Annotated in this window: 16 protein-coding genes and 1 pseudogene; 13 read left to right on the top strand and 4 right to left on the bottom strand. The window is 59.1% G+C overall.

Annotated features, from left to right (window positions below; translation table 11 throughout):
- Positions 1 to 28 precede the first annotated feature (28 nt).
- Complete coding sequence (locus JQ600_RS09900; protein ID WP_212489878.1) at positions 29 to 931, bottom strand: Abi family protein; 903 nt, start codon at positions 929 to 931, stop codon at positions 29 to 31.
- 338 nt (positions 932 to 1,269) lie between these two features.
- Between JQ600_RS09900 and JQ600_RS09895 the strand changes: the two genes are divergently transcribed.
- The 6 genes and pseudogenes from JQ600_RS09895 (at position 1,270) to JQ600_RS09875 (ending at position 10,114) form a co-directional block, all read left to right on the top strand.
- Complete coding sequence (locus JQ600_RS09895) at positions 1,270 to 2,874, top strand: DUF2130 domain-containing protein (RefSeq protein WP_212489877.1); 1,605 nt, start codon at positions 1,270 to 1,272, stop codon at positions 2,872 to 2,874.
- A complete protein-coding gene (locus JQ600_RS09890) occupies positions 2,867 to 3,814 on the top strand; it encodes a ParB N-terminal domain-containing protein (protein ID WP_212489876.1) in 948 nt (315 codons plus the stop codon). Before JQ600_RS09895 ends, JQ600_RS09890 begins: the two co-directional genes overlap by 8 nt.
- A gap of 38 nt (positions 3,815 to 3,852) precedes the next feature.
- On the top strand, positions 3,853 to 7,356 hold the full coding sequence (locus tag JQ600_RS09885) for an NACHT domain-containing NTPase (protein ID WP_212489875.1): 3,504 nt from the start codon (positions 3,853 to 3,855) through the stop codon (positions 7,354 to 7,356).
- A 470-nt stretch (positions 7,357 to 7,826) separates the two neighbouring features.
- Positions 7,827 to 8,147: pseudogene (locus tag JQ600_RS36805) on the top strand (adenylosuccinate synthase); the annotation flags it as partial.
- Positions 8,148 to 8,324: 177 nt separating this feature from the next.
- Positions 8,325 to 9,428 carry an adenylosuccinate synthetase gene (locus tag JQ600_RS09880; RefSeq protein WP_249135823.1) on the top strand — a complete coding sequence of 368 codons (1,104 nt, stop codon included), beginning with the start codon at positions 8,325 to 8,327 and terminating at the stop codon, positions 9,426 to 9,428.
- Positions 9,425 to 10,114, top strand: a complete 690-nt coding sequence (locus JQ600_RS09875) for a DUF7002 family protein (protein ID WP_212489873.1) — start codon at positions 9,425 to 9,427, stop codon at positions 10,112 to 10,114. Before JQ600_RS09880 ends, JQ600_RS09875 begins: the two co-directional genes overlap by 4 nt.
- A gap of 2 nt (positions 10,115 to 10,116) precedes the next feature.
- Here the strand turns inward: JQ600_RS09875 and JQ600_RS09870 are convergent, their stop codons facing one another.
- Together JQ600_RS09870 and JQ600_RS09865 are read right to left on the bottom strand one after the other, a co-directional pair.
- Entirely contained in the window at positions 10,117 to 11,490 is a 1,374-nt protein-coding gene (locus JQ600_RS09870; RefSeq protein ID WP_212489872.1) for a hypothetical protein, read from the bottom strand.
- A 100-nt stretch (positions 11,491 to 11,590) separates the two neighbouring features.
- Positions 11,591 to 12,187 (bottom strand): hypothetical protein, encoded by a 597-nt coding sequence (locus JQ600_RS09865; protein ID WP_212489871.1) that lies wholly within the window; start codon positions 12,185 to 12,187, stop codon positions 11,591 to 11,593.
- A 114-nt stretch (positions 12,188 to 12,301) separates the two neighbouring features.
- Here JQ600_RS09865 and JQ600_RS09860 point away from each other — a divergent pair, with 114 nt between their 5' ends.
- On the top strand, positions 12,302 to 12,655 hold the full coding sequence (locus tag JQ600_RS09860; RefSeq protein ID WP_212489870.1) for a helix-turn-helix transcriptional regulator: 354 nt from the start codon (positions 12,302 to 12,304) through the stop codon (positions 12,653 to 12,655).
- 133 nt (positions 12,656 to 12,788) lie between these two features.
- Here the strand turns inward: JQ600_RS09860 and JQ600_RS37565 are convergent, their stop codons facing one another.
- Entirely contained in the window at positions 12,789 to 13,067 is a 279-nt protein-coding gene (locus tag JQ600_RS37565; RefSeq protein WP_409410653.1) for a helix-turn-helix domain-containing protein, read from the bottom strand.
- A gap of 100 nt (positions 13,068 to 13,167) precedes the next feature.
- Between JQ600_RS37565 and JQ600_RS09850 the strand changes: the two genes are divergently transcribed.
- From JQ600_RS09850 to JQ600_RS09825, 6 genes are all read left to right on the top strand, one after another.
- Positions 13,168 to 13,638, top strand: a complete 471-nt coding sequence (locus tag JQ600_RS09850) for a hypothetical protein (protein WP_212489868.1) — start codon at positions 13,168 to 13,170, stop codon at positions 13,636 to 13,638.
- 1,474 nt (positions 13,639 to 15,112) lie between these two features.
- Positions 15,113 to 16,321 (top strand): alpha/beta hydrolase, encoded by a 1,209-nt coding sequence (locus JQ600_RS36795; protein WP_212489867.1) that lies wholly within the window; start codon positions 15,113 to 15,115, stop codon positions 16,319 to 16,321.
- Between the two features lie 17 nt (positions 16,322 to 16,338).
- Positions 16,339 to 19,776, top strand: coding sequence for a tetratricopeptide repeat protein (locus tag JQ600_RS09840; RefSeq protein ID WP_212489866.1), 3,438 nt, complete (start codon positions 16,339 to 16,341; stop codon positions 19,774 to 19,776).
- Between the two features lie 32 nt (positions 19,777 to 19,808).
- Positions 19,809 to 20,306, top strand: a complete 498-nt coding sequence (locus JQ600_RS09835) for a hypothetical protein (RefSeq protein ID WP_212489865.1) — start codon at positions 19,809 to 19,811, stop codon at positions 20,304 to 20,306.
- Complete coding sequence (locus JQ600_RS09830; RefSeq protein WP_212489864.1) at positions 20,303 to 20,884, top strand: hypothetical protein; 582 nt, start codon at positions 20,303 to 20,305, stop codon at positions 20,882 to 20,884. Before JQ600_RS09835 ends, JQ600_RS09830 begins: the two co-directional genes overlap by 4 nt.
- Positions 20,885 to 21,338: 454 nt before the next feature.
- Positions 21,339 to 22,013 (top strand): hypothetical protein, encoded by a 675-nt coding sequence (locus JQ600_RS09825; protein ID WP_212489863.1) that lies wholly within the window; start codon positions 21,339 to 21,341, stop codon positions 22,011 to 22,013.
- Positions 22,014 to 22,044 lie beyond the last annotated feature (31 nt).

Raw genomic sequence — 22,044 nt, 5'->3', positions numbered from 1 at the left:
CGCGCCGAGTTTCGCAGCACGCTGGCAATCAGGGGATAAACCCCCATTCCTTGCGAGCTTTCCAATTCGCCGGGAAGCCCATTTCGTCCATGGGCAGATTCGCGCTGGCATCGACCAAGTCGCTCAGCTGTTCAGCCCAACCGTTATCTTTCCATATCTTCTGCAGCAGAATCTGCATCGTGAGCAGGGAAGCATATATGCGCTCGTTCTGGCTGCCGTTGAATTGCATACGGCGATCGGCTGGCACGATCGGCTTGATCGTCATCTGATGATTCCACAATCGGGAATGATGCGCGCAAAGATTGCGCACATAAGACATCGAATGCAGCCAGGAACTGAGCACGTGATGGTTCAACGCGAACTTCCTGCACGTCTCCTTTACTTCCGGACTTTTCAGGAACTTGAAGCAATTGGATACCGACCCGAACGATATGATCTCGAACACCATCCAGCATGGTGGCATCTCGGGGTCGGCATATGTTTTGTAATAGTGCTTGATGAAGCCCTGGTGGCTCTGTTCGATCTGCCTTCTCGAGTCCTCCACGAACCGAGCGTGCCAAGCGGCTAGATCGAACTTCGCCTTATCCTTGCTGTAGAACCAGTTGGGGGTCCCGAATAACCCTCGATTCAGATACCAATGCGCACCGTGCTTGAGCGCGAGAGAATCGGAGATCGATACGCGAGCCGCGATTTCTATCTTCTCCACAGCTTCGATGATAAGGAGGCGCAGCTTGCGGTCAAAGATGTAGCGGTCATGGACTGACTCGAAGGTGGTGCCCGGCAGGAAGCTTTCGTCGCCGGTCTTGAATTGATACAGGTAACCGGTCAGACGGTAGTAGCCGATATGTTCGAGGTGCTCGTGTGCGCCCGCCCAGTCGTCGAACGTGAGCCCGCGTTCGGCCATTAGCGTGGTTAGGTCGTGCAGCTGCAAAGCTGGCTTTCGGAACGGGATACGCAAAGAGCGATCGGCCTTAGGCAATAAAAAACCCAGCCATATGCGCATCGTTGAGAGGCGGGCCAGGTATTGTTGACCCCAACATAGGGTCCAAGAAGTAAACGGTCAATTAGGTATTGACCGCCCTTTTAGCCAATCGAGAAAAAATCGGAGGAGCCCATCCCATTAAAATGCGAGTCCGGGTCAGCTTAATCCCCTTGATATATGGAGAATTTTCAAAGGATTAGCCGCCGGAACTCCAATGCTAAAGCAAAATTTGTTGACAAAAGATGGCTTTAATAGGAGAAATTAGGACCTATTTTTCGGAATGACCGATGCCCTCGCAACCCTCACTGTTTGAAGCCAAAGCGCTCACGCCTGCCAGCAAGATGTCGCTCCTGGCGGAAGCCTGCCCGACCTGCGACCAGCCGATCCCGCATGATCGCTTCGAGGAGATCAAGGCAAGGATCCAGTCGCGAGAGCGCAAACGCTCGGACGAGATAACCGCACGACTCCAAGAGCATCACGCACGCGATAAGGAAACAGCTCTCGAGGAGGCGCGCAAAGCGTCTGAAGCAAAAACTGCGGAGGCCCAGACGGCCGGGCGCCGCGCGGCCGAGGTCGAAGCAGCAGAGCGCATCGCCGCGGTCGAACAGACGAACAGGGCTGCCCAAGCACAAATGCGCGCCGAACTCACCGTCGCTCATGAAGCGACGGCCGGCGCCACCGCTGTAATCGAGCGGATGAAGGAGGACGCTGCGGAGCGCGAACGCGCGATCCGCGCTGAGGCCGCGCAGGCGGCAGATGCCGCCGCGCAGGGTAAACTGGAACACAGCGAGCGCCGTCTGAAGGAAATAGAAGGCGCGTTGAACCGGCGCATTGAGACCGCGGACGCCGCAAAGGCCAAGGCAGAGTTCACTGCCGCGGCGCTTGAGACCGCGCTGACGAAACAGCGCGACGATCATGCAGCCGCTTTGGCGGATCTGAAGCAGGCGTCGGCCGAGCGCGAGGCCGAAATCCGGAAAGAACTCGAACTTGCCGCGATAGCCGCCGTGCAGAAGCGGATCGAGTTCCTCGAGAAAGCCAAGGCTGATGCCGAAGCGGGTGCCGCGTCGGCGACAAGCCAGGTCGAAGCGCTCCAGCAGGCGCATCAGATTCAGCTGCAAGAAGAGCGCGACGTCTGGCAGAAGGCCATCGACAACGCCGTCAACACCGAGAAGGCGGCAGCCTTCGAGGAGCGCCTCAAGATCCAGACCAAGTTCGAGGACCTCAAGCGCGCCTACGAGCAGAAAACGGCCGAAGAGCTGGGCGAAGGGGCCGAGATCGATCTCTACGAAGCCCTCAAGTCAGAGTTCGAAGGCGATCGGATCGAGCGGATCAACAAGGGGCAGCCCGGCGCCGACATCCTCCACACCGTCATGCACAACGGTAAGGAATGCGGGAAGATCATATACGATTCCAAGAATCACAAACAATGGCGCACCGAGTTCGCGACCAAGTTGGCTTTGGACCAGATGGCAGCGAAAGCCGAGCATGCCGTCCTGTCGACGAGCAAATTTCCGAAGGGTGCGCGCCAGCTTCATGTGCAGGATGGCGTCATCCTGGCCGGTCCCGCTCGGGTCGTCGCGTTGGTGCAGGTGATCCGCCGGCATCTGGTGCAAACCCACACCTTGCGCCTCAGCAGCGACGAGCGCGCTCAGAAGACTGCGGCGCTCTACGATTTCATCACGTCGGAGCGCTGCGCGGACATCCTTGCGCGGATTGACACCCACACCGACGACCTCCTCGAGCTGCAGGTCAAGGAGAAGAAGGCACACGATTTGACCTGGAAGCGCCAAGGCGAGCTGATCCGCTCGGTGCAGCGCGTCCGCGCCGAATTGACCAACGAGATCGACGCCATCGTCGGCACAGCCGACTTCGGCGGAGCCGACGATGAATAACGCCGCCGAGGACCGCAGCCGGGTCGTCGTCAATCTTCAGGAGCGCCGGCTGGACCGGACCGTGCTTCGGACCTACCGCACGAAGGCCGACATTGATGAAATAGTGCCCAACGACAAGCAACCGCGTCTCGGTCCGAAGATCGACGAGGAACTTCAGCGTCAGATCGAGGCGAACGGCGGGCTTTTCGAACCGCTGCTCGTGGAGCCGCACCCGCAGCTGCTAGGCAAGTTCCGCATCATCGACGGCGACCGCAGGTGGTCCAACTCGAAGGTGCTGGTTGAGCAGGGCAAGGAGGAATATCGGCAGATACCCATCGAGGTAACGGACCGCACGCTGAGCGACGAGGACCGGCTGCGCGTCTGGATATACATCCATCGGCAGCGCAAGGAATGGGACGCCAAGGAAAAGGAGATGGTCGCCTACCGTCTCGTGGATCTGATGGGCCGCGCGAGCGCCGCCAACATCCTCGGCATTACCGTACGCGAGCTCGACAAACTGGTGGAGGTGTTCGAGCTTTCGGAAAAATTCACTAGCCTTCGCGATCCGGGTGCGGCCATCACATGGGCTCGAGAATTGATGGGCGTCAGCAAGAAGCTTCTCACGCCAAGCGTGGTCGAGGCGGTCGTCAAGAAGGTCAATCAGAAGCGCATCACGAATTCCAAGGATCTGCGCAAACTGCGCGCGATCCTGCCGGATCCCGTCGCCAAAGCGCACTTTCTCGCCGACGTGGGCGATCTCGAGTCCGCGGCGTTGCGTCTTGGTACGACAAAGCCCGTGGAGAAGGGCGACGGGCTGTCCGGTGAGATCGATGCCGTTGTTGCGGCCGTGAAAGCGGTGCCCTGGACCACCCTGCAGGAGATGAAGGGCAACGCCGATCTGCTAAAGAAGATCGACGATGCGGAGGCGATGCTCCGCTCGCTGCGCAAGGCGCTTTCATAGTCGTAGTTTTCAACCGGTCCGTTCAACGAAAGCAACCCATGGCCGAGCCTGCCGGCCCCTCGACCCAAGAGGGCATCTTCTACCAAAATAGCGTCGCCGCGCAGTATCTGGCCGAGCTCTTGAGCCTGCAGCGGATGCCGCCTGCAGAGCGCGTCGTCGAGGTCAGAGTGGAGGCTCCCGCCCACGTCGACGACATAGTCGTACGATACGCAGATGGGCATCGAGATTGGATTCAAGCGAAATCCAATCTCCGCCAGTCTGGAGAGCCTTGGGACGGCCTTTGGAAATCGTTCGCTGCTCAGGCGGCGGACCGCACGTTTGGTCCGGATGATCGGCTCGTCATCGCGATGGGAAGGCGGACCGCCCTCTCGGACCGGATGCAAGCGCTGATAGATCGGGCATCGACCTCCGACAACGCCAGCGAGCTGCTGGCTCGCGTGGGCCCCGAAACGGTCCAGACCTATCGTGCGATCGAAGAGGCAATTCCAAGCGCCGTTTCCCCTTTCCGCCTTTTGAGATTCACGGAGCTGCGCGTTCTGCCTCTCGCCGACATCGAGGCGTGGTTCACGCGGCTCGACCTCGGCACGGCGTCGGCCGTACCAAGGCCGCTCCTGTCCAATCTCCGCGATACGGTCGGCGGTTCGGCAAGGCTTAGAGGCATTTTTAGAGCCCTGCCGCTGCGGATCAGACTGTCGCAAAGCTTCGGCGCGGACCTATTCGAGCCACGCGAATGGGGGCTCGCCGCCTATCGAGGCACCCTCGACCGCTTGGCGCGCTTGGAGATCCCCGGCCGAGGCATCAGCTCGCCCATTCGAGACCTTGTCGTATGGCCTCGCGTTCGACGCCGCGCCACCGGGCAGGAACAGGACTTCGAAGATGAAATTCCGCGCTGGGATCCCGTCCGCGAGTCGGCCGACATCGATCTTTCGCGCTTTCCCCAAACCGCCCTTTCTCGCTGCATCCTGATTGCCGGACCTGGCATGGGTAAGTCGACGCTGATCTCCGCCCTGGTAGCCGGTCTAGTGAACACCCCCATAGTGCCCGTGGCGATATCGCTCGGAGCGATCGCTGCGAACGACGAAAGCGTAATGGAATTCCTGCAGGGGTCGATCAATCGGGCGTTTTCCGTCCGGGTCGACTGGCAAAGACTTGCCGATCAAGGCCTGATTTGCGTCTTTTTCGATGGTCTTGATGAGGTGCCTACCTCCAAGCGCGGGCCATTGCTGCATAAGATCGGCGTCTTCACGTCGCGCTTTCCGGATGTGCCATGGCTGTTGACCGTTCGCGACCCGGCTGCATTGAACGGTCCGCTCGATGGAGAATTGCTCGAACTTCAGCCGTTCGACAACCCTGAGATTTCCGGTTTGGTTGAAAAGTTCAAGGCCTGGTCGCCCGATCTCGACCGCTGGAGTTTTACGGATGATCTGAAGGCCTATCCCGACCTGGCGCGGCTCGCGCGAATCCCGCTGTTCCTGTCGATCATGCTTGCGAGTTGGTCGCCGAATGCCGTGCTGCCTCGGAAGCGAGCGGATGTCATCGAGACTTACTTGGCGACTCTGTTCGACCCCGACCGGCGTGCGAGCCAATCCCAGCACACATTGACGGGAGTCGGACTGCGGCAGGTAGCGCAGGCTCTTGCCTTCACCAGCCTCGAGCGTGAGGAAATCGGATTGTCGAGACGGCAAGCGCTGCAGACCACCGCTTTGCACGCCGACGGTCCAGCCGAAGCAATGCTGAATCAATTGACCGCCTGCGGCGTTCTGCGCTCTGCAAGCGACGGCCGGCTTCAGTTTCCGTATCCAATCGTCCAAGAATACCTGGCGGCCGTACATCTCGTTGACAAGGAATCGGATCAGATCGCGGCCCGTATCGGGGATGTCGTGAAGAGACCTTGGGCGCAGGTGCTTCAATTCGCGCTCGAGCTTCTCCCCGACCCCACGCCCCACGTGAAGGTCATGCTCGAGGCACCGGACGACGTATTTTCGACGGGACTACGGCTGATCGGCCGTTGCGTCGCCAATGGAGCTGCGGTGGCTCCCGAACTGCGCGACGAGATCGGATCGCGGCTCGCGACGCTCTGGGGGAAATCAGACCATCGTATCCGAGAAAGGCTGGGCCGACTGATCGTCGACGCCTACTCGAACCCTCTTCATCCCGAAGTCCGCAAGCGGCTTGGCTGGCGTTGGCTGTTGAACAGCGGTGCGGGCGAAATCATAAACCGCGCGGCCGACCCTGATCTTACCCGCGCGGTCGTGCAGCAGCTATTCGACCGGAAGCTCGAAGCTTTCATGAATTTGCGCGATTTCAACTGCGCTCTTCAGGCGATAGCGCCAGAAGTCGCGACCCGGATCGCTGCCCATGCAAGGCGTCCCGAGGCTACCGAGAACGACTTCGATGGCTTGGTGGATTTTCTGTATCAAATAGGCGTCGCGGCAGAAGACGCGCTGCCGCTCGTCGGCATGGTTCATGACGTCGATCTTCCGCTTCGGCTTCGGCTCGCCGCGCGAGGCGCGATTATCGAGCCGCCGGATGAAGCCGACTTGCTGTTGTCTAGAGACGGCCTTGAAAGCAGCGACTGGAAGGCTCAATCTGCGGCCTTGAGGGTTTTGGCACGATGCCTCGATCCGGCCGAAGCGTTTGCGGCTATTCTGACCGACAATGGCGTTACAGCCAAAGCCAAGACATATTTCGTAGAGCACATGAACATGGCACTGCGCGGTGCGGCGGGCAGGCATGAGGTGGCCAGCAAGATCCTCGAGCGTCCAGGCCTTGACGCGCGGCTTGCCGATATCCTGCGGATCTATCGTGTCCGGGCGGGCCATCGAGAGACTATGATAGAGATGGTTGAACGATTGGACACGCTGTCGAGCGAAATGGCGCAGGCTGTCTTGACGTCGCTCAACCGTTTCCCCGAAATAGCCATTGGTCTGCAGGCGCTTGAGAAGGTGCAAAGCCGCCTGGACGAGCCATCGGAGGTTCCCGGAATATCCAGGGCCGCTCTCACTGGTCTGACGGAAACGATCAGTCATGATGGCTGGTCCTACTATGTAATCGAGCCTGCAGCGCCGCATCCCTCGGTGGAGTCTTGGTCTCCCATGTTCGACCGGTGGATCGCCACTAACGGCTTCACGAAGGTCCAACGATTGAGAATGCTGAACGGGTTGTTGAAGCATCGCCCGGACCTCATCGACGCGATCAAGGATATCGTATTCAGTGCCGTCGACCCCGACGCTTCCGAATGGGACGAGGACCAGGACGGACATGATCTTCGGCGAGGTCTCGATGAACTCAGGCGCATGCGTGTGGACGTGCCGTTCGACCTGGCCGACGCATTCGCCAGAGCGCGACGCTCAAACCTATACTACGCGGGTGTGAATGCACTCGAGGCGATGGCAACAGAAGCGGCATTGAATCGTCTGCTCGCGCTTTACAAGCAAATGGATCCTGATCGTCAGTCGCATACCTTTGGCGCGATAGAAGTCGTCGCAAGCCGTCTCAACGTCGCGATCACCGAAGAACATCTCGAGCGCGGCTCGTTGTGAGCGATATTCTGCCCGCAGGCCTCGCCAAGGCGGTTGCCGGTCGCCTGTACACACCGAAATGAAGTTGGCCGTTCAGTTTTCCATCTGTCTCCCGATGCGGCTTACGTCGGCGCAAGCGCGCTTGTGGCGTGTCATTTCCTTGCCACGGCTCTCTCGCAGGGCGCGATCTCAACGCGCCCCTGACCCTCGTTCTTCCCAACCAGACGGCCTTTCGCCAATTTCGCCGCTGGCTGAGGGTCCAAGGTGCGCTCACCAAAGCGGGCGACTTCAAACTGAACTGCTAGGAATGGTACCCGAAACGGAGCCTGGCACAAGACATTGAATCAATAAGGAAAAAGCTGCTCCCGTACTGCAAGATCTTGGAAGACCTCGGGCAATACCTAGGTTGTCAGGCACTGCCCGCCGATTAATCACCTTGAGTTCTAAAGTCGGGATTCGACCTCGTCGCCAGGACGGGGGAGGGAGGTCTTGTGAGATACGTCATCGCGATATCCGGGCCGGTTGCGGTCGGCAAATCGGCCCTTGCGGACGAGCTGGTTCGGCGGTTCGGCGCTTATCGGATCTCCACCCATACGCTTCTCGTAGAGGCGGGCGCCAAGGACCAGCGTGCCGAACTGATTGCGGCTGGCAAGAAGCTGGACGTCGACACCAACGGCGCGTGGGTTTGCGACGGCGTCCGCAACCATCTGCGGCTGCATGGCGAACACGATATCGTTCTCGTGGACTCGGTACGGACGCCGGAGCAGATAGATCATCTGCGCGGCATTTTTGGCGAGAAGTTCGTCCACGTCCACGTGGCCGCACCGTATGCGGTCGTCAAGGAGCGCTATGACGAGCGGAACTCCGTCGCGGACACCGGCATTGAGTACGATCAGGTGAGGGCGGATTCGACCGAGAGTGGAGTATGGCTGCTCGATCGCATCGCTGATCGCGTCGTGGAGAATTGGAAATGCGAGCCGCCATCGCTCTTGGCGAAGGCGGTCGTCGGACTGGGCCTGTTCCCGACGGCAGTGACGCCGTTGGTGGACGTGATCGTGAGCGGACAATACGGCAGCGAGGGTAAGGGCCATATCTGCGCTCACCTTGCCGGCGATTACGGCATTCTGGTCCGTGTCGGCGGACCGAATGCCGGCCACAACGTGGCCTTCCCGAAGTACAATTACCGGCAGCTTCCCTCGGGTACCCAATCCAACGAGGCAGCGAAAATCCTGATAGCTGCGGGCTCGACGATTCTTCCGGAGCGGATGCTCAAGGAAATCCGGGACTGCAAGCTAACGCCGGACCGCCTTATCATCGACGAGCAGGCGATGGTGATCGAAGATTGGGACAGGTCGTTCGAAGGCCAGGACGGAGGGCTTGGATCGATTGGCTCGACCAAGCAGGGAGCGGGCGCGGCTTTGGCGCGCAAGATCCTGAACCGGGGCAGCAAACCGATGTTGGGAGATCCCGTTCGGCTTGCAAAAGATCATCCGGATCTGGCGCCTTACGTGAAATCCGCGCAGCGAGAGTTGGAGGACGCCTATAGTGCCGGAACGCGCGTGATGATCGAAGGTACGCAGGGTACCGGACTGAGTCTGCACCACGGCAACTATCCCCACGTGACGGCTAGGGAGACGACGGCCTCAGGCTGTCTGGCGGACGCCGGTGTGGCTCCCGCGCGGGTCAGGAAGGTCGTCATGGTGGTACGACGGTATCCAATCCGAGTCGGAGGAAAGTCGGGTCCCATGGGCATAGAGATCGATTTTCAGACAGTCGCTGACAGGTCTGGCATTTCGGTCGAGGAAATCACGGAAATCGAGGTCGGTTCGGTGTCGGGTAACCAGAGAAGGATAGCGGAGTTCGACTGGGAGCAACTTCGCCGCTCCGCCGCGATCAACGGGGCAACCGACATCGCGCTTTCCTTCTCCGACTACATCAGCGTCGAAAATCGCCAGGCTCGGCGCTTTGAGCAGCTCACCGACGAAACCAGGGCCTTCGTCGCTGACGTCGAACGCGTCGCGAACGCCCCCGTGTCACTGATTTCGACACGGTTCCACCGGTTTGGTGTCATCGACCGGAGGAACTGGCTTTGAAGGAAGAAGATCTGATCCGCCTTTATCCACGCCTTTGGCACATGGCCGAGGACGGCAGTTGGGATTCGATCCGCAAGCACGGTCTCCTTTCGACGACGTCGCTGCTAGATCTCTACGGATACACCGGCAAAGCTCGGCGCGAACTCGAAGCTGCAAGACGGCCGGAATCGGTCCTGATCGCGACCGATGGGTTGCCGCATGCGATCGTACGTGACCAGAAGCCGATGACGGCGTCCGCTCTCGAAAAATGCCTCACCGACGGCACTACGCCGGCGGAATGGTTCAAAACGCTGAATTCGCGCGTCTTCTTCTGGCTCTCGAAGGAGAAACTCAGAGGACTGCTCGGCGCAAGAGCCTATCGGGATCGGCCCCAGACCGTTTTGACGCTCGACACGGCGAGTGTGGTCGGTGCCAACCGGGAGCGCGTCAGATTGAGCCCGATCAACAGTGGCGCCACCATCTACAATCCGGCACCCCGAGGGCTCGATACCTTTCTCCCCGTCTCGGACTTCCCTTTCGAGAAAAGGCGGAAAACCCGGACGCTGCAAAATGCGATCGTCGAACTCACCGTGCTCGGAGGAGTGTCCGACATCAAGGATCACGCCATAGCCGTGCATTCCATACACAATGGAAAGCAGACCGAGCTTTGGCGCCGGAAGGGAACGAATTCCGCGGACGGTCCGTGAATTCAGCGTCCCGCGAGCGCAGAGTTGTCGATCCGAGCCGGCCGCCGTGCCTTTCGCAACAGGTCGGCGATGTGGCTGGTAAGTCCGATTTCACCTTCGATGCGGACCCCGACGTCGCCCGGGAGCTGATCGAGGAAGCCGCGCAAGGCTTCCAGTCCCCTTGAAACTTTGAACACCTCCCAACGGTGGGCGTCGCCCGGCACGATGGTGGATGCTGCACTGTCCGTCGCGCCTTTGTGTAGCTGGACGATCCACGCTCGAGAGCCGTCGTGAACCCACTCGAACCGTACGGGACCCAGAGCCGCCTTCGCGTGTTCGTAGAGTCCCTGGACGTCGGCAGAAATAGAAGTCGGAATTTTCTCCGGTACCTTGCGACCGAGCATGAAATGGTCGCCTTCGCCGGCGGTACCCTCGATGACCACTTGGCCGTTCGCATCAGTGATTGCGGCACCCGAATAGGTCGCCGGGACGGCGGCTTGGCAGAGTACGGCCGGGATGGCGGTGCCTTGTGGATCCTCGATCGCAAGGAGCTTGAAAGGATCGGTCCAGCCTTTCACCGTCGTGTAACGGCCGGGTTCCTGCTCTCTCGGGCATGTTCGGGTCCATACCTCGCGGGATGCGGTATCCTGTCCGAACGAGAAGGGCGCGACCCTTCTCGCGAAGCAGGTCGTGCGAGGGACGGGCAGACCGATCGCGTGCGCGACGAGAAGTCCGAACGTCTTGTCGCCGATGTGCTGGCTGAACCTGTTCGGCCACTTCATAGCTGGTCGCGCCGGCGCTGATTCCGTGCCTTCATACTCCCACATCAGGGTATGCGTCCGGCGCCAACCGCGGGGTTTCGGATGAATGCTGAACTCCAAGCGGCCGCGATCGGCCGCTATCGTTTCGGGTTCGAAGCCGAATACAATGCGGATGACTGCGCGCGCCAAGTCGGACGGCATCGACGCGGTGCCTTCCTTCTCGACGCATCGCGGAGTGTCGTCCGGAGCGAATTCCGCGACCCCACCCTGGATCACGCCGGATACGCCGCCGTCGGAAATGTCAACCGTCTCGTTCGCGATGACGAACAGGCCTTCCGCCGACATCCGCTCGAGGAGCGATTGCGCTTCATCGACGTTCGCCAAGCCGTAGTGGAAATCCCTGCTGCGGGGACTGTCCGGCGTGAAGCTGCGGAGGTTGATCGTGCCTTCAGGGCTGCGTTCGATGAGGCTGATCAGTCCCCCGCGGACGGAATCGAACGAATGGTTCGGCTCGTGCCCCGCCACGCGGCAGTACTGCTGCAGAGGAAGCGTCCCGCCGGGCGAATAACTCACGAACTGGGCGACGTTGCCGATCCTCGCGAGTTCATCGAGCGATTGGTCTTTTCTGAGCGACATTGTAAGACCCCGTCGCGAACATGATCGAGAACTAAACTGATGCGGGTGCTACAGGCGGGCGCCCGCTACGTCCAGCAGGCTGCGTGGATATCACCGCATTTCACCGGGCGGATCGAAGGCTATTGACTCTCGAACGTAGGGGATACAGCGCCTCGAAGCGTTCGAGCCAAGCGCGTTTCGCCTCGTCCGGGGGCAAACTGCGCACGACGATCGGGGCCGGGACGACATCCTGACCGCGCAGCCAATCGTCCGTTCCTCGAGGCATGATCTGGCGCTGTTCGGCGGCGAGCACGCGCAGGTCGGCCTGCTTCACCTCGCGAGGTATCGGTGTCTGAATGCCGAACCGGGAGAAGATCGCCCGCTCTACCTCGCCTTCGATCCGTTTATACTCGGGTAGCATCTGCTTCAGGGGCCGCGTGATGTCGCCGAGAAAAGCCTCCGCCGCGTCGTGCATTAATGCTTCCAACTCGAACCCGATGGCCGTCTCGCTCACCAACAGGCTGTGTTCCGCGACAGAATAGAAGCCATTGCACTGCCCCGAATAGCGGCAGATGTGCGCAAGGCCGTGCGCGATGTCTTCGATAGTGAAGGGGCTGGAGTGCGGCGCAGCGAAATCGAACCATGCTCCGCTTTGAAGCATGATCGACGGTCCGACATCTATCCTGACGGCAATCACCTTATTCGCTTCCCACGCCATCGATCCCTCCGACTATAACCCGGAAAACCAGTCTTGTTCCATCGGCGGTGCCTGTCGCACACGCGTCTTTGAACAAGGTTGCAAAATCGTATCGTCCTGATTATGCAGATTTGCATGAAATTGGCAAGCGAATCGAAGCGAGCGCTGGTGGGAGAGATCCGCGCGCAAATGGATGCGCGAAAGCTGGGAATGTCGCAGCTTGCTGACGGATGCGGGGTCGATCAGAGCCAGGTTAGCCGGGTAATGGCCGAGGATTTCAAGGGAATGAGCCACAATATTATGCAAATTTGCATACATCTTGGTATTGACCCCCTTCGATTTTTCAGCCCTTCGCGGACTGACGAGATTGCGAAGAAGCGGATTGTGGACAGCGCTCTTGCGGTGTGGGACGGCACGCCGGAAGACGCGGAACTGCTGGTGTCGGTACTTGGAGGGATGGCAGCAATGCGCGGCGCGCGACGGAAGTAAGGCGATACTCGCCCGATCAGGAGCTCACCTTTCGGTCGAAGCAATCAGTCGGGAGACGTGTCATGCCCTTCCTCGGACGGGGCCTAAAGCGGCATGCCCCTTCCACGCGATATTCCGGATAGCCGAAATCTCTCTAGCGATCTTTGACTCGCTTTGACTTCGGTTGAACCTCGAACAGCTGCTCGATCCGCACTTCCAGCGTCGCCGCGAGCGTTTCGAGAACTTGAAGAGTCGGGTTCGCGCGGCCGTTCTCGATCCGGCTGATGACGCCCTGCTCGACGCCAATCTCGGCGGCCAGGACGTCTTGCGTCCACCCTTTTTCCTTCCTGAGCCGCCGGACGTTCGCAGCCAGAGCTTTGGTGGCTACCGAGTCCCGCGTTGGAAATCTCTTTTCGAATCCCGACCGAGCCATGGGGGCACGGTCGGGCAATAGGTCGATTTCGGTCCATGTGATTTATCATATATTTACCGGCGAGCGCATAAGTTCGGCTGGTTCTACATGGAGGATCGTCGTGAATCTGTTCAAAGTTGAGGGTACGGTGACGGCGTTGGGTCAAAACGTCTTCGACAACAACGTCATGATCTACGCCTACGTCGTGGTAACCGACGCATCGGGGCGGCGAACGATGATCGAGAAGGTCGCGGTCTGCAACGACGTCGGCGCTGTCCTCGAACTCGGGATAAACGGACGCTTTTACGTCGACCGTTTGTTCAACGGCAACAACGTCTTCAGGTGCCAGCTCTGGGGGGTGAGAGCCGACGGGCTCGCCGTAATCGACCGCCATAACCTCCGCTTGAAGACGGGTCTCTTCAAGATCGTCTACGGGATCCTGACTATTCCAATTTTTGGCATCGGCCTGATGCTGCTCTTCGGCGGTATCCGCCTCTTGGCGCTCAATTTCCAGAACGATCGCCAGCAGATGTTCAAAGAGGGGGAAGGTCGGTTGCCACCGCCCCTTCCGACGCAGGCCGTGCGGATATGAAGGCATCAGTATCCGCTCTCGCTGCAACGCTTTTGGCTGGCACAAGTGTTTGCGCGCTGGCAGACGGCTTCTTGTACACGCCGACCGCTGGCAAGATCTGTGCGGACAGATCCCGAACGAGTTTGGGCGCCTGGAGTTGTCCAGGGCCCGCGGGCCACGCGGCCGAATTCTTCGACGAAGGCAATGTTGCGAGTTTCGGTATCAGACTCCCACCTGAGCGCACAGCGCGTACGCGCTACGCTTGGCGCGGAGCGGAAAAGGTTTTCGGTGATCTCGTCGAATGGCAGGTCGACAAGGGACGGCCAAGGTCCGCCGTTCTGAGGATCTGGCGCACGGCCTCCGACAGTACGGGGCGCGAACGAACAGTATCGGAACTCCTCGTATTTCGGATAAGCGCGGCCACTCCCTGCAAGATTGCTGCGATCGACACGAGGCGACCAGGCGCCAACGAGATCGCTCACGTGATCATGTCACAAGGGAACAGACCGTGCGAGACAGAGATAGAGCCAAAATAGCCAAGCTCAGCGCGTCCGTCAGGTTCGACTGCGAGTTCGAACGAACGGTCTGGAAATGCTTGTACCGCATAACCGGTGACCGCATTGAGTTTGGCTGATGCGGCTGGAATGCACCAGTCGAGCGCCAGCCGCGCCTTGGGGCGAGATCCGCCGGTCCTCACGCCAAGTCTCACCAAATGATGCAAATATGCAGAAAATCACTCCGTTCGACCTGGCGCACGGTCCTTCGATCGGTCCTCCCGGTCTGCACTTGCGCACGAGGCTGTAGCTGCCTGGGATGGCACTCCTGTCGGATTTTATCGATTGATTTCCATCATACTGGGACAATTTTCCAAGCCCGAGGGACGGTGAATGCAATCGCCGAGCTCCGCGGTCCGTCATCTGCGCGGTGCACCAGCCCCCCGCCGCTGAAGAGGGTGCTCCGGATGCTCGTTTCGCGGCCGCCCGCGCATTTGCGCCGGCGTAGTCTCGCGGTCTGGGACAATGGACACCGCTCCGCGAAAAGGCCCGGCTGGTACTGGTCCGGGAGCTGTCAACCCGCCAACGCGAAGGGTCTTCTTATGCCGGGCGAAAATCGGCGGCATAATTTCCCTAGGCAGTTGAGCGATAGAACCTAGGGAGCTCCCGAGCATTTTCTCGATGCGCAAGGCGATATTGTGCACGAAACGGTCGGTACGAGCCGCGACTTCCGAGTGCGCCTCCGCAGCAAGCTAAGTCAGCCTTTACAGCTTTCGGTTGAATTTATAGCATCGCGACAAGGCGACCGGCGGCTTGCTTCCCTCGGAACGTTGGTTGTTGATCTAAGAGGGTTTTTGTCGGAGGTTCATTTGGCCTGTTCGATCGTACGCATGATCGTCGTGTATCTTTTCGTATCAGCGAGTGGCTTTGCATTCGCACAAAACACGACACCCCCAGCCTCGGAGCCATGTCTTGCTATCAAAGCATCTGCGGATCCAAATGTGGACGACCGGATCGAAAAGCTGAATGCAAGAGCGACCGAAATCAAAAAACTCAGGTCTGGCCTTTCCGATGGACCGGAGAAGACTGCACTCGATAAGGATCTGAGGAGCGTTCAAGAGCAGCTGCTCGACCTTGTTTTCGAACGCGAATGCGTACGCTCCGACTTGACCATCCAAGTATTCCGAAATGCCAACGACCCGCCCACCAAATGGGTGGAAGTCACGACGTATTTCGCGACGAATCGGAAGGCTTCGGGAAAATCAGCGCCAGAGGACTTTTTCGGTCCGGAGCGAGAACCCCACGATCAAGTGGGCAATCCCCGCAATCAATTCGGCAAAACGCTTGTCTCGATCCCAACTGCCAGAAAACTGGGAGAAATGCCTCTCCCTAGCCTTTGGAAACTCGAATTGAGTCCAAATCCGTCGAAGCATTTCATTTTCAAACAAGTCGTCCCGCTAGACACCGCCGCGGCGATCGCCGAAATGTCCAAGGTGATCGGCCAAAGTAGCAAGAAGTCGCTTCTCGTCTTCGTGCACGGGTACAACGTGAGTTTCGCAGACGCTGCTTTGCGAACCGCGCAACTCGCACACGATCTCTCTTTTCCAGGCACCGCAGTCTTCTACAGCTGGCCCTCCGTCGCTACGACGAAGGGGTACTGGCACGACGAAGAAACCGTGCAGTTATCCGAAAAGGCATTTGACGATTTCTTGGACAAGATCGCCGGCCTGGGTGCATCGGATGTTTTCTTGATCGCCCATAGCATGGGTAACCGCCTCGTCACGACCGTGCTGAAGGATCGTGCGGCGAACGGGAAGAATATTCCCAATCTCAAGGAGCTGTTGTTAGCGGCGCCCGACATCAATGCGGAGATCTTCAAGGACAAGATCTTGCCGGGCTTGGCTGCGATTGACGTGCATCGGACGATCTACGCTTCCAGTTCGGACGTCGCGCTCCGGGCCTCGAAGGTCGTTCACGATTATCGCCGTGTCGGCGAGACGACCGATGGCGTCCTGACTTTCAGTGGATTCGAGACCATAGACGCTTCGGCGGTTGCGCCGATCATCCGTGCTTTCGGGCATTCTTATGTAGTGGATAGCACCAAGGTGCTCGGAGACATCGCAGATACACTGAATCTGCGCTTCAACGCAGACCAGCGAAGCCTACCCAAAGCGGGCGCGCCACCTTCAACCTGGTGGGTGCTCAAGTGACGTGATTGCGAGGCAACATGTTTCACTTGCAACGACGGGTCTTAGCTACGGTCTTCACGCTGATGGCGTCGAACGGCTATGGGCAGCAAAGTGCAGACGATACGCTGCAGCAGGCCCGTCAACTCTTGGAAAAAGGCGCCTATGAACAGTCGCTTTCGACTTTAAACGGTATTCCTACGTCAGCCAGGCTTTCCCAAACGGAGCGCCGAAGCGTTGCCACAATCCGTGCCGAAAACCTTTTGGGGCAGGGCCGATTCCACGACGCGGTGGCTCCTGCTCAGGCCGCACTGGATGCATCCAGTGGACTTTCGAATCAGGACATAGCCGACACCCTATTCCTGGTCGCCAAAGTGGCCGTGTCCGGCGACGGTTCCCCCACGGAAGCCCTCGAACGGGCGCTGAGAGCGGCGGCCGAAGCGGATGGTCCTGACAGTTTGCGAGCGCTTCGCGTGAAGGACAGGATAGCACTGGTCATGTCTACCTCGGCAGCGGCAGACGCTGAAAAGATCATGCGCGCCGTGATCGTCAAGGCCGATGAGCTCTCAGAGGACTTTGCGCGTGACAAATTGCGGTTTGGCAACACGCTCGCAACAGCGCTGCTTCGTCAAACTAAGTTTGCCGCTGCGCAAGACGTGTTGAAGCCGGTCTACGAAGGACGGGTGAAGTTGCTTTCGAAGAGCCATCCGGAGACGCTGGAAAGCGAGCACAACCTCGGCTTCGTCCTGCGGCGACTCGGACGTACCCAGGAAGCCGACGATCTGTTGTCGGAAGCGCTGCGGCTGCGAATCCAGGTACTAGGTGCCGACCATCCTGACACGCTCGTTACGCGCACGATAATGGTGAGGCAGCTCATCGACAAATCGAAGTTCGACGATGCTTTGAAAGAATCACGCGAAATAACGCAATCCCTCACTGCCCGGCTTGGGGAGAAGAACGTCAGAACGATAGAGGCGATGGCTGACCTGGCCGACGCCCTGTCCCGCAGCGGACGCGTCTCCGAGGGGCTCGACACCGAGAAGCGGGCTTATTCGCTGGCATTGGATTCGATCGGGGAGACCAAACCCGCGACGATGAACATCGGACACCAGTACGCCGGATTGCTTTATCAGTCCGGTCGATATGGCGAAGCTTTGTCGATGTATCAGCGGATACTGCGGAACACGAGAAGTCAGGTCGGGGACGACAATATCGATACCATCGCTACATTGCACAACATCGCAGCGGTACTATCCGATATCGGTAGAAACGACGAGGCCATTGAAATCTACCGCTACTCCGCCGCTGGGCTGGTCAACAAGCTCCCGGTAACGCATCCGGCTCGCCTTAGCGTTCAGAACAATCTGGCGTTGGCCTTGCGAAGCGCAGGCCGCTACGCCGAGGCGATGGACGCAATTACGGAGGCAGTTCGCGTGCGAACGGCCGTATTGGGACCGGAAAATCATCTTACCCTGCTGTCACGAAGCAATCAGGGCGCCATTCTGGCGGCGTTGGGTCGTTACCCGGAAGCGATAGCTACCCATCGTGACGTATACGCGATCAGATTCCGATTGTTCAAGGAAACGCATCCGGAAACGATAAAGAGCCTGCATAACCTTGCTTCCACGCTCGGCGACGCAGGCCAGCGGGTCGAAGCGCGGCAGCAATTCGAGAAGGTGGTGGCTAATCGTACGCAGGTCCTCGGGCCTCGCAACGCCACAACGGTGATTTCGATGCGCGGGCTCGCTGGCGTCTTGTTCGCGAACGGCGACTTCGAGGAAGCGAGGTCTCTTTACGTCCGCATTGTCGACGCGGCCGAGACGCTTCGAGCCGAGGGTGGGCTTTCGGACGCTCTGCGCAGAACCTTCTTTTCGACAATCACGCCGGCCTACAAGTCTCTTGCAATCCTCGAAGCTCGCCTGGGAAACTTTGACGGTGCGTTGAAGGTCGCGGAACTTTCGAAGGCTCGCACGCTCATCGAGACTTCCTCGACACGCGGTGCGGCACGAAGCATTCTGCCGGTGGCGGAACGGGCTGCTTTATCCGACCTCGAATTCAGGATAGCGGCACTCGACGGCCGCATTCCAACGGTAGCTGACGTCGCGCAGCGCTCGGATATGGAAGCGCAGCGCAGCGGACTAGCCTCGGATTTTGCCAAGCTCGATGCCTCGCTTCGTTCGAAGCATCCCCTGTATCGAGAAGCAGTCGACTTCAAGTTGGCGGATGCAAAGGATGCCGTCGCCCTCTTGACCGAGGACGGTGTAATTCTTGATTTCGTGCAAGGTGATCCCGATCTGCTGCTGATCTGGATCGACGGTAAAGGCCAGCGGGGCACCGTAGTACTTCCTCCCTACGCCAATCTGTCGGCGACACTTGAGGCCTATCGGGCCGCCTTGGCCAAGCCGGACGGGGTTGCCGGGCTGCGTTACCCGCCGCCGGGCACGCCCAGATATCTCGTCTGGAAATTACAAGACGGTTCGTTCCGCATGCAGCTCGCCGAATCCGGTGCAGTCGATAATGCCAAACTGGTAGGAGACATAGAGGAGATCAGACAGGAGCTTTCGTCTTGGCTTTTCAAGGCGCTCCCGGCCGAAATTCTGAAAGCACGCCGATGGTACGTCTCGCCAGACGGCCCGCTTGCTTTGGTTCCGTTGGACACGTTCAAAGTCGAAGGGGCCTTTCTCGCCGAGAGTCACGACATTTCGTCCATCCAGTCGATTTCCCTAATGAACCTTTCGAGGGAACGCCTGAGGCGCTACGCTCAGATTGAGAGATCTCCGATGTTGGCGATCGGAGACCCGACATACTCAGTAAAGCCTCCATTGGAGAAGCCGATTTCCGGCATCGACGCCCTGCGTGGTCCGACCGAGGGCATGGCCGGTCAGCCAACCTGGCAGACCCTGCCGGGGTCGGCGAAAGAGTTGAGCGAGCTTGCGTCGCTGTTTGGTCTGAAGGCCGGCGACAACCTGTTTTCAGGCGCCGAGGCGTCGGAGGCCACAGTTAGGCGGCTCCAGGGCGACGGTGGGCTACAGCGCTATCGGTACGTGTTGTTTTCGACTCATGGGTATCTCGATCAGCAGAATCCCGATCTGAGCGGCATTGTGTTGTCACAGGCAAATCTGGACGACAAGGAGGACGGATACCTGCGAGCGTCCGAGCTGTCTGCGTTCGACTTCAGAAGCGACTTGGTCTTCATTTCCGCTTGCGAGACAGGTGTGGGCAAGTGGGTGTCGGGCGAAGGCATCTTGGGTTTACCCTTCGCGCTCTACGCCGGCGGAAGCGCGAGCACCATTTTGACGCTTTGGCCGGTACTCGATGGCAGTACCGCCGAGTTCGTCGAGCGCTTCTTCCGCAAGGTGAAGGATAAGAAACCGCCAGCCATTGCTTTATCTGAGACAAAGCGAGAGTTTATCCTTGACGCGGACGCGGCGAAGCGCCGGCCGGTCGTCTGGGCGCCATTCGTCTACTATGGTGACTGACGGCCGTGGGTCCAATTTGAGGATGCATCGGAATGGCCCTCGTTTCTCGGAAAGGCCCGGCGCGGTCTGAGTTTTACAACCGAAGCGAAATGCTTCATGTCGAGCGATTGCGAGACACTCTTCGTGACGTGATGCGGCGCAGAACCTGCGACTTTTCCGGTATTGGAATTGTCGTATGCGACTACCCGGAAGTGCTTCCCTTCGTGCCGCTGTCTAAAGTCACGACCGCATTTGACGGACAGGACTTGGTATCTCGATTGGTGGAGATTGCATCGCGGCGCAGCGAGCACCATGATGGATTCCATGTCATCTCGACGGCGTGGCGATTGACAAAAGTGGCGCAGTACTTCTCTCCGCCGATCATTTCCGGGGCCGAGATAGACAGGTCAAAGCGCTTTGGTGGACGATATCTGGCAGCTCTATTCGGTTCCGCAATTCCTAAAGTCATGTTGTCGGGAATAGCCAGCGAGGGGTTTGGCATCGCAGTGTTTTGTGGCGGCAAGGAAGTGTTTTTCGAGGAATTGAATTGATCAGCGTTCTACCCATTACTCGCGTGATCGGAGCGATCGCCGTGTGCTACGGCGTTTGCGTTGCGCTCATAGTAGCCATCGTTTGGAGATTTGGTGACGAGCCGACGCTCAGGTCGAGCGTGAGTATTGCGGTGTCCGGTGGCACAGCGTTGAACCTGATCATCTTGTTCTTGGTGTACGTCGGCTGGAAGCGCATTTGGTCACTGTTTCCGGTACTCAACAACCTGATTTTTCCCGATCTGAACGGCGCATGGAAGATGAAGATTCACTGGCAGGGCACCGACACGAGCGGGGTCGTGCCCGCGAGAGCGCAGATCAAGCAGGATTTCCTGCGGATAAGCATGGAGGTCTATTCTAGGGATTCGGACTCGGAGACTTTGATCGCGCTCGCCAGGCGCGATCCCGAATCCGGAAGGCCGACGCTTTACTACGTCTATCGTGTAGTGCCAAAGAAGGTCAGTCTCGATGCCGGCCCCTCGTATGAAGGATCCGCAATCCTGAAGCTATCGGATGTCGGGCATAATCGACTAAGCGGAACTACTTCACCAGCCGACAGACGCTGGGACACTTCGAACTGACGAGGTAGCCCCCGCGGGGGCCTGGAGCAATCGAACATTCGCAGAACGCACTGACAACGGTGTGGAGATTGATGCACCATGATGGACAGTCGCAGCACGACCAGCCTTCTGGCAGCGGCCGCGATACTCTCGGCGATGCTTGGGTTCAGTTAAGCGCGGCTGGGGCAGATAGATTGTAGCGTCGAAAAAATGCGACTAGGGCTATGGCGCGCTGATCGTCTCGGCCGACCTTGCGACGCATTAAATCCTCTAGTGAAGTTTGCGCCCAGCTCGCGAAAACGCCGTTACGCCGAATCAAGTTTCCCCGGTGTTCACCGATCGAGCGCAAGCCTCACAGCATCGTGGAAACAGATATTTTTTTGCCAATCGGTGCTTGGGCATAGCTAGATCGTGGGAGTCGCCCGCTTGTAGAATCGCACACGAATCAAACCGGTTTTCCACAGGTGGGCGAGCGATGCGCTCAAATTCGGAGTCCTCGGCAGCGGCGCAACAATTGCGCCGAATGTGGGAGCACAAGGCGTGGGGTAACGACCCCCTCGGCCCGGGCTGGAGCGATGCGTTCGCGGACTGGATTGAAAAGTTCGGCTTCGGGCGCGTCGCGGACGCGGTGCAGTTGGCATCTGCTCCCCGTTTCTCTGAGGATGGCAAGCGCTTGCCTCCGGATATTCGAGACGTTCCCAAGTACGCTGCCGTCGAGCGCGCCGAAGACCGCGAGCCCGGAATGAAGGCCTGCTATCTAATTCGTGGCAGGATGCGCCTGAAGTTCTACTACGAAGAAAGCGATAACGAAGTCCTGGGGTTGTTGAGGCGGGCCATGCGGGCTGGTGTCTCGCTGTCGGCTATGAACGACGCGGTCGACAACAACAACACGCTTGAAGATTGCTTCGTCGAGTTGGGGATCGACCGAACGGAGTTCCGCATCGCGATGGGGCATCCGATTATCGACCTAGGTTTCAAGGGACGCTTTTTCGTTCGTGAGGAAGATCCGGAGTGGCGAATCTGGGACGCGTACCTCCGCCGTTGGACAGGGAGGGGCGCGCCGATCAGCAAGCAAGGTGGCTGGTACTTTCCCAGCCGCGTTCCTCCGACGGAGCCGCCGCCCAAGAAGGCTAAGCGCCAACGCGGCTGACCGCCCACGATCTGACGGGTTCAGGCCGGCA

It is taken from the genome of Bradyrhizobium sp. AUGA SZCCT0176 (assembly GCF_018130145.1).
GTDB lineage: Bacteria > Pseudomonadota > Alphaproteobacteria > Rhizobiales > Xanthobacteraceae > Bradyrhizobium.
Note: the sequence above shows the minus strand (reverse complement) of the source record. Positions and strands in the feature narration are given on the sequence as shown.

Coding starts and splice junctions, on each gene's coding strand:
- JQ600_RS09895 (WP_212489877.1), top strand. CDS start 1,270: ATGCCCTCGCAACCCTCACTGTTTGAAGCCAAAGCGCTCACGCCTGCC.
- JQ600_RS09890 (WP_212489876.1), top strand. CDS start 2,867: ATGAATAACGCCGCCGAGGACCGCAGCCGGGTCGTCGTCAATCTTCAG.
- JQ600_RS09885 (WP_212489875.1), top strand. CDS start 3,853: ATGGCCGAGCCTGCCGGCCCCTCGACCCAAGAGGGCATCTTCTACCAA.
- JQ600_RS09870 (WP_212489872.1), bottom strand. CDS start 11,490: ATGTCGCTCAGAAAAGACCAATCGCTCGATGAACTCGCGAGGATCGGC.
- JQ600_RS09865 (WP_212489871.1), bottom strand. CDS start 12,187: ATGGCGTGGGAAGCGAATAAGGTGATTGCCGTCAGGATAGATGTCGGA.
- JQ600_RS09860 (WP_212489870.1), top strand. CDS start 12,302: ATGAAATTGGCAAGCGAATCGAAGCGAGCGCTGGTGGGAGAGATCCGC.
- JQ600_RS37565 (WP_409410653.1), bottom strand. CDS start 13,067: ATGGCTCGGTCGGGATTCGAAAAGAGATTTCCAACGCGGGACTCGGTA.
- JQ600_RS09840 (WP_212489866.1), top strand. CDS start 16,339: ATGTTTCACTTGCAACGACGGGTCTTAGCTACGGTCTTCACGCTGATG.
- JQ600_RS09835 (WP_212489865.1), top strand. CDS start 19,809: ATGGCCCTCGTTTCTCGGAAAGGCCCGGCGCGGTCTGAGTTTTACAAC.
- JQ600_RS09825 (WP_212489863.1), top strand. CDS start 21,339: ATGCGCTCAAATTCGGAGTCCTCGGCAGCGGCGCAACAATTGCGCCGA.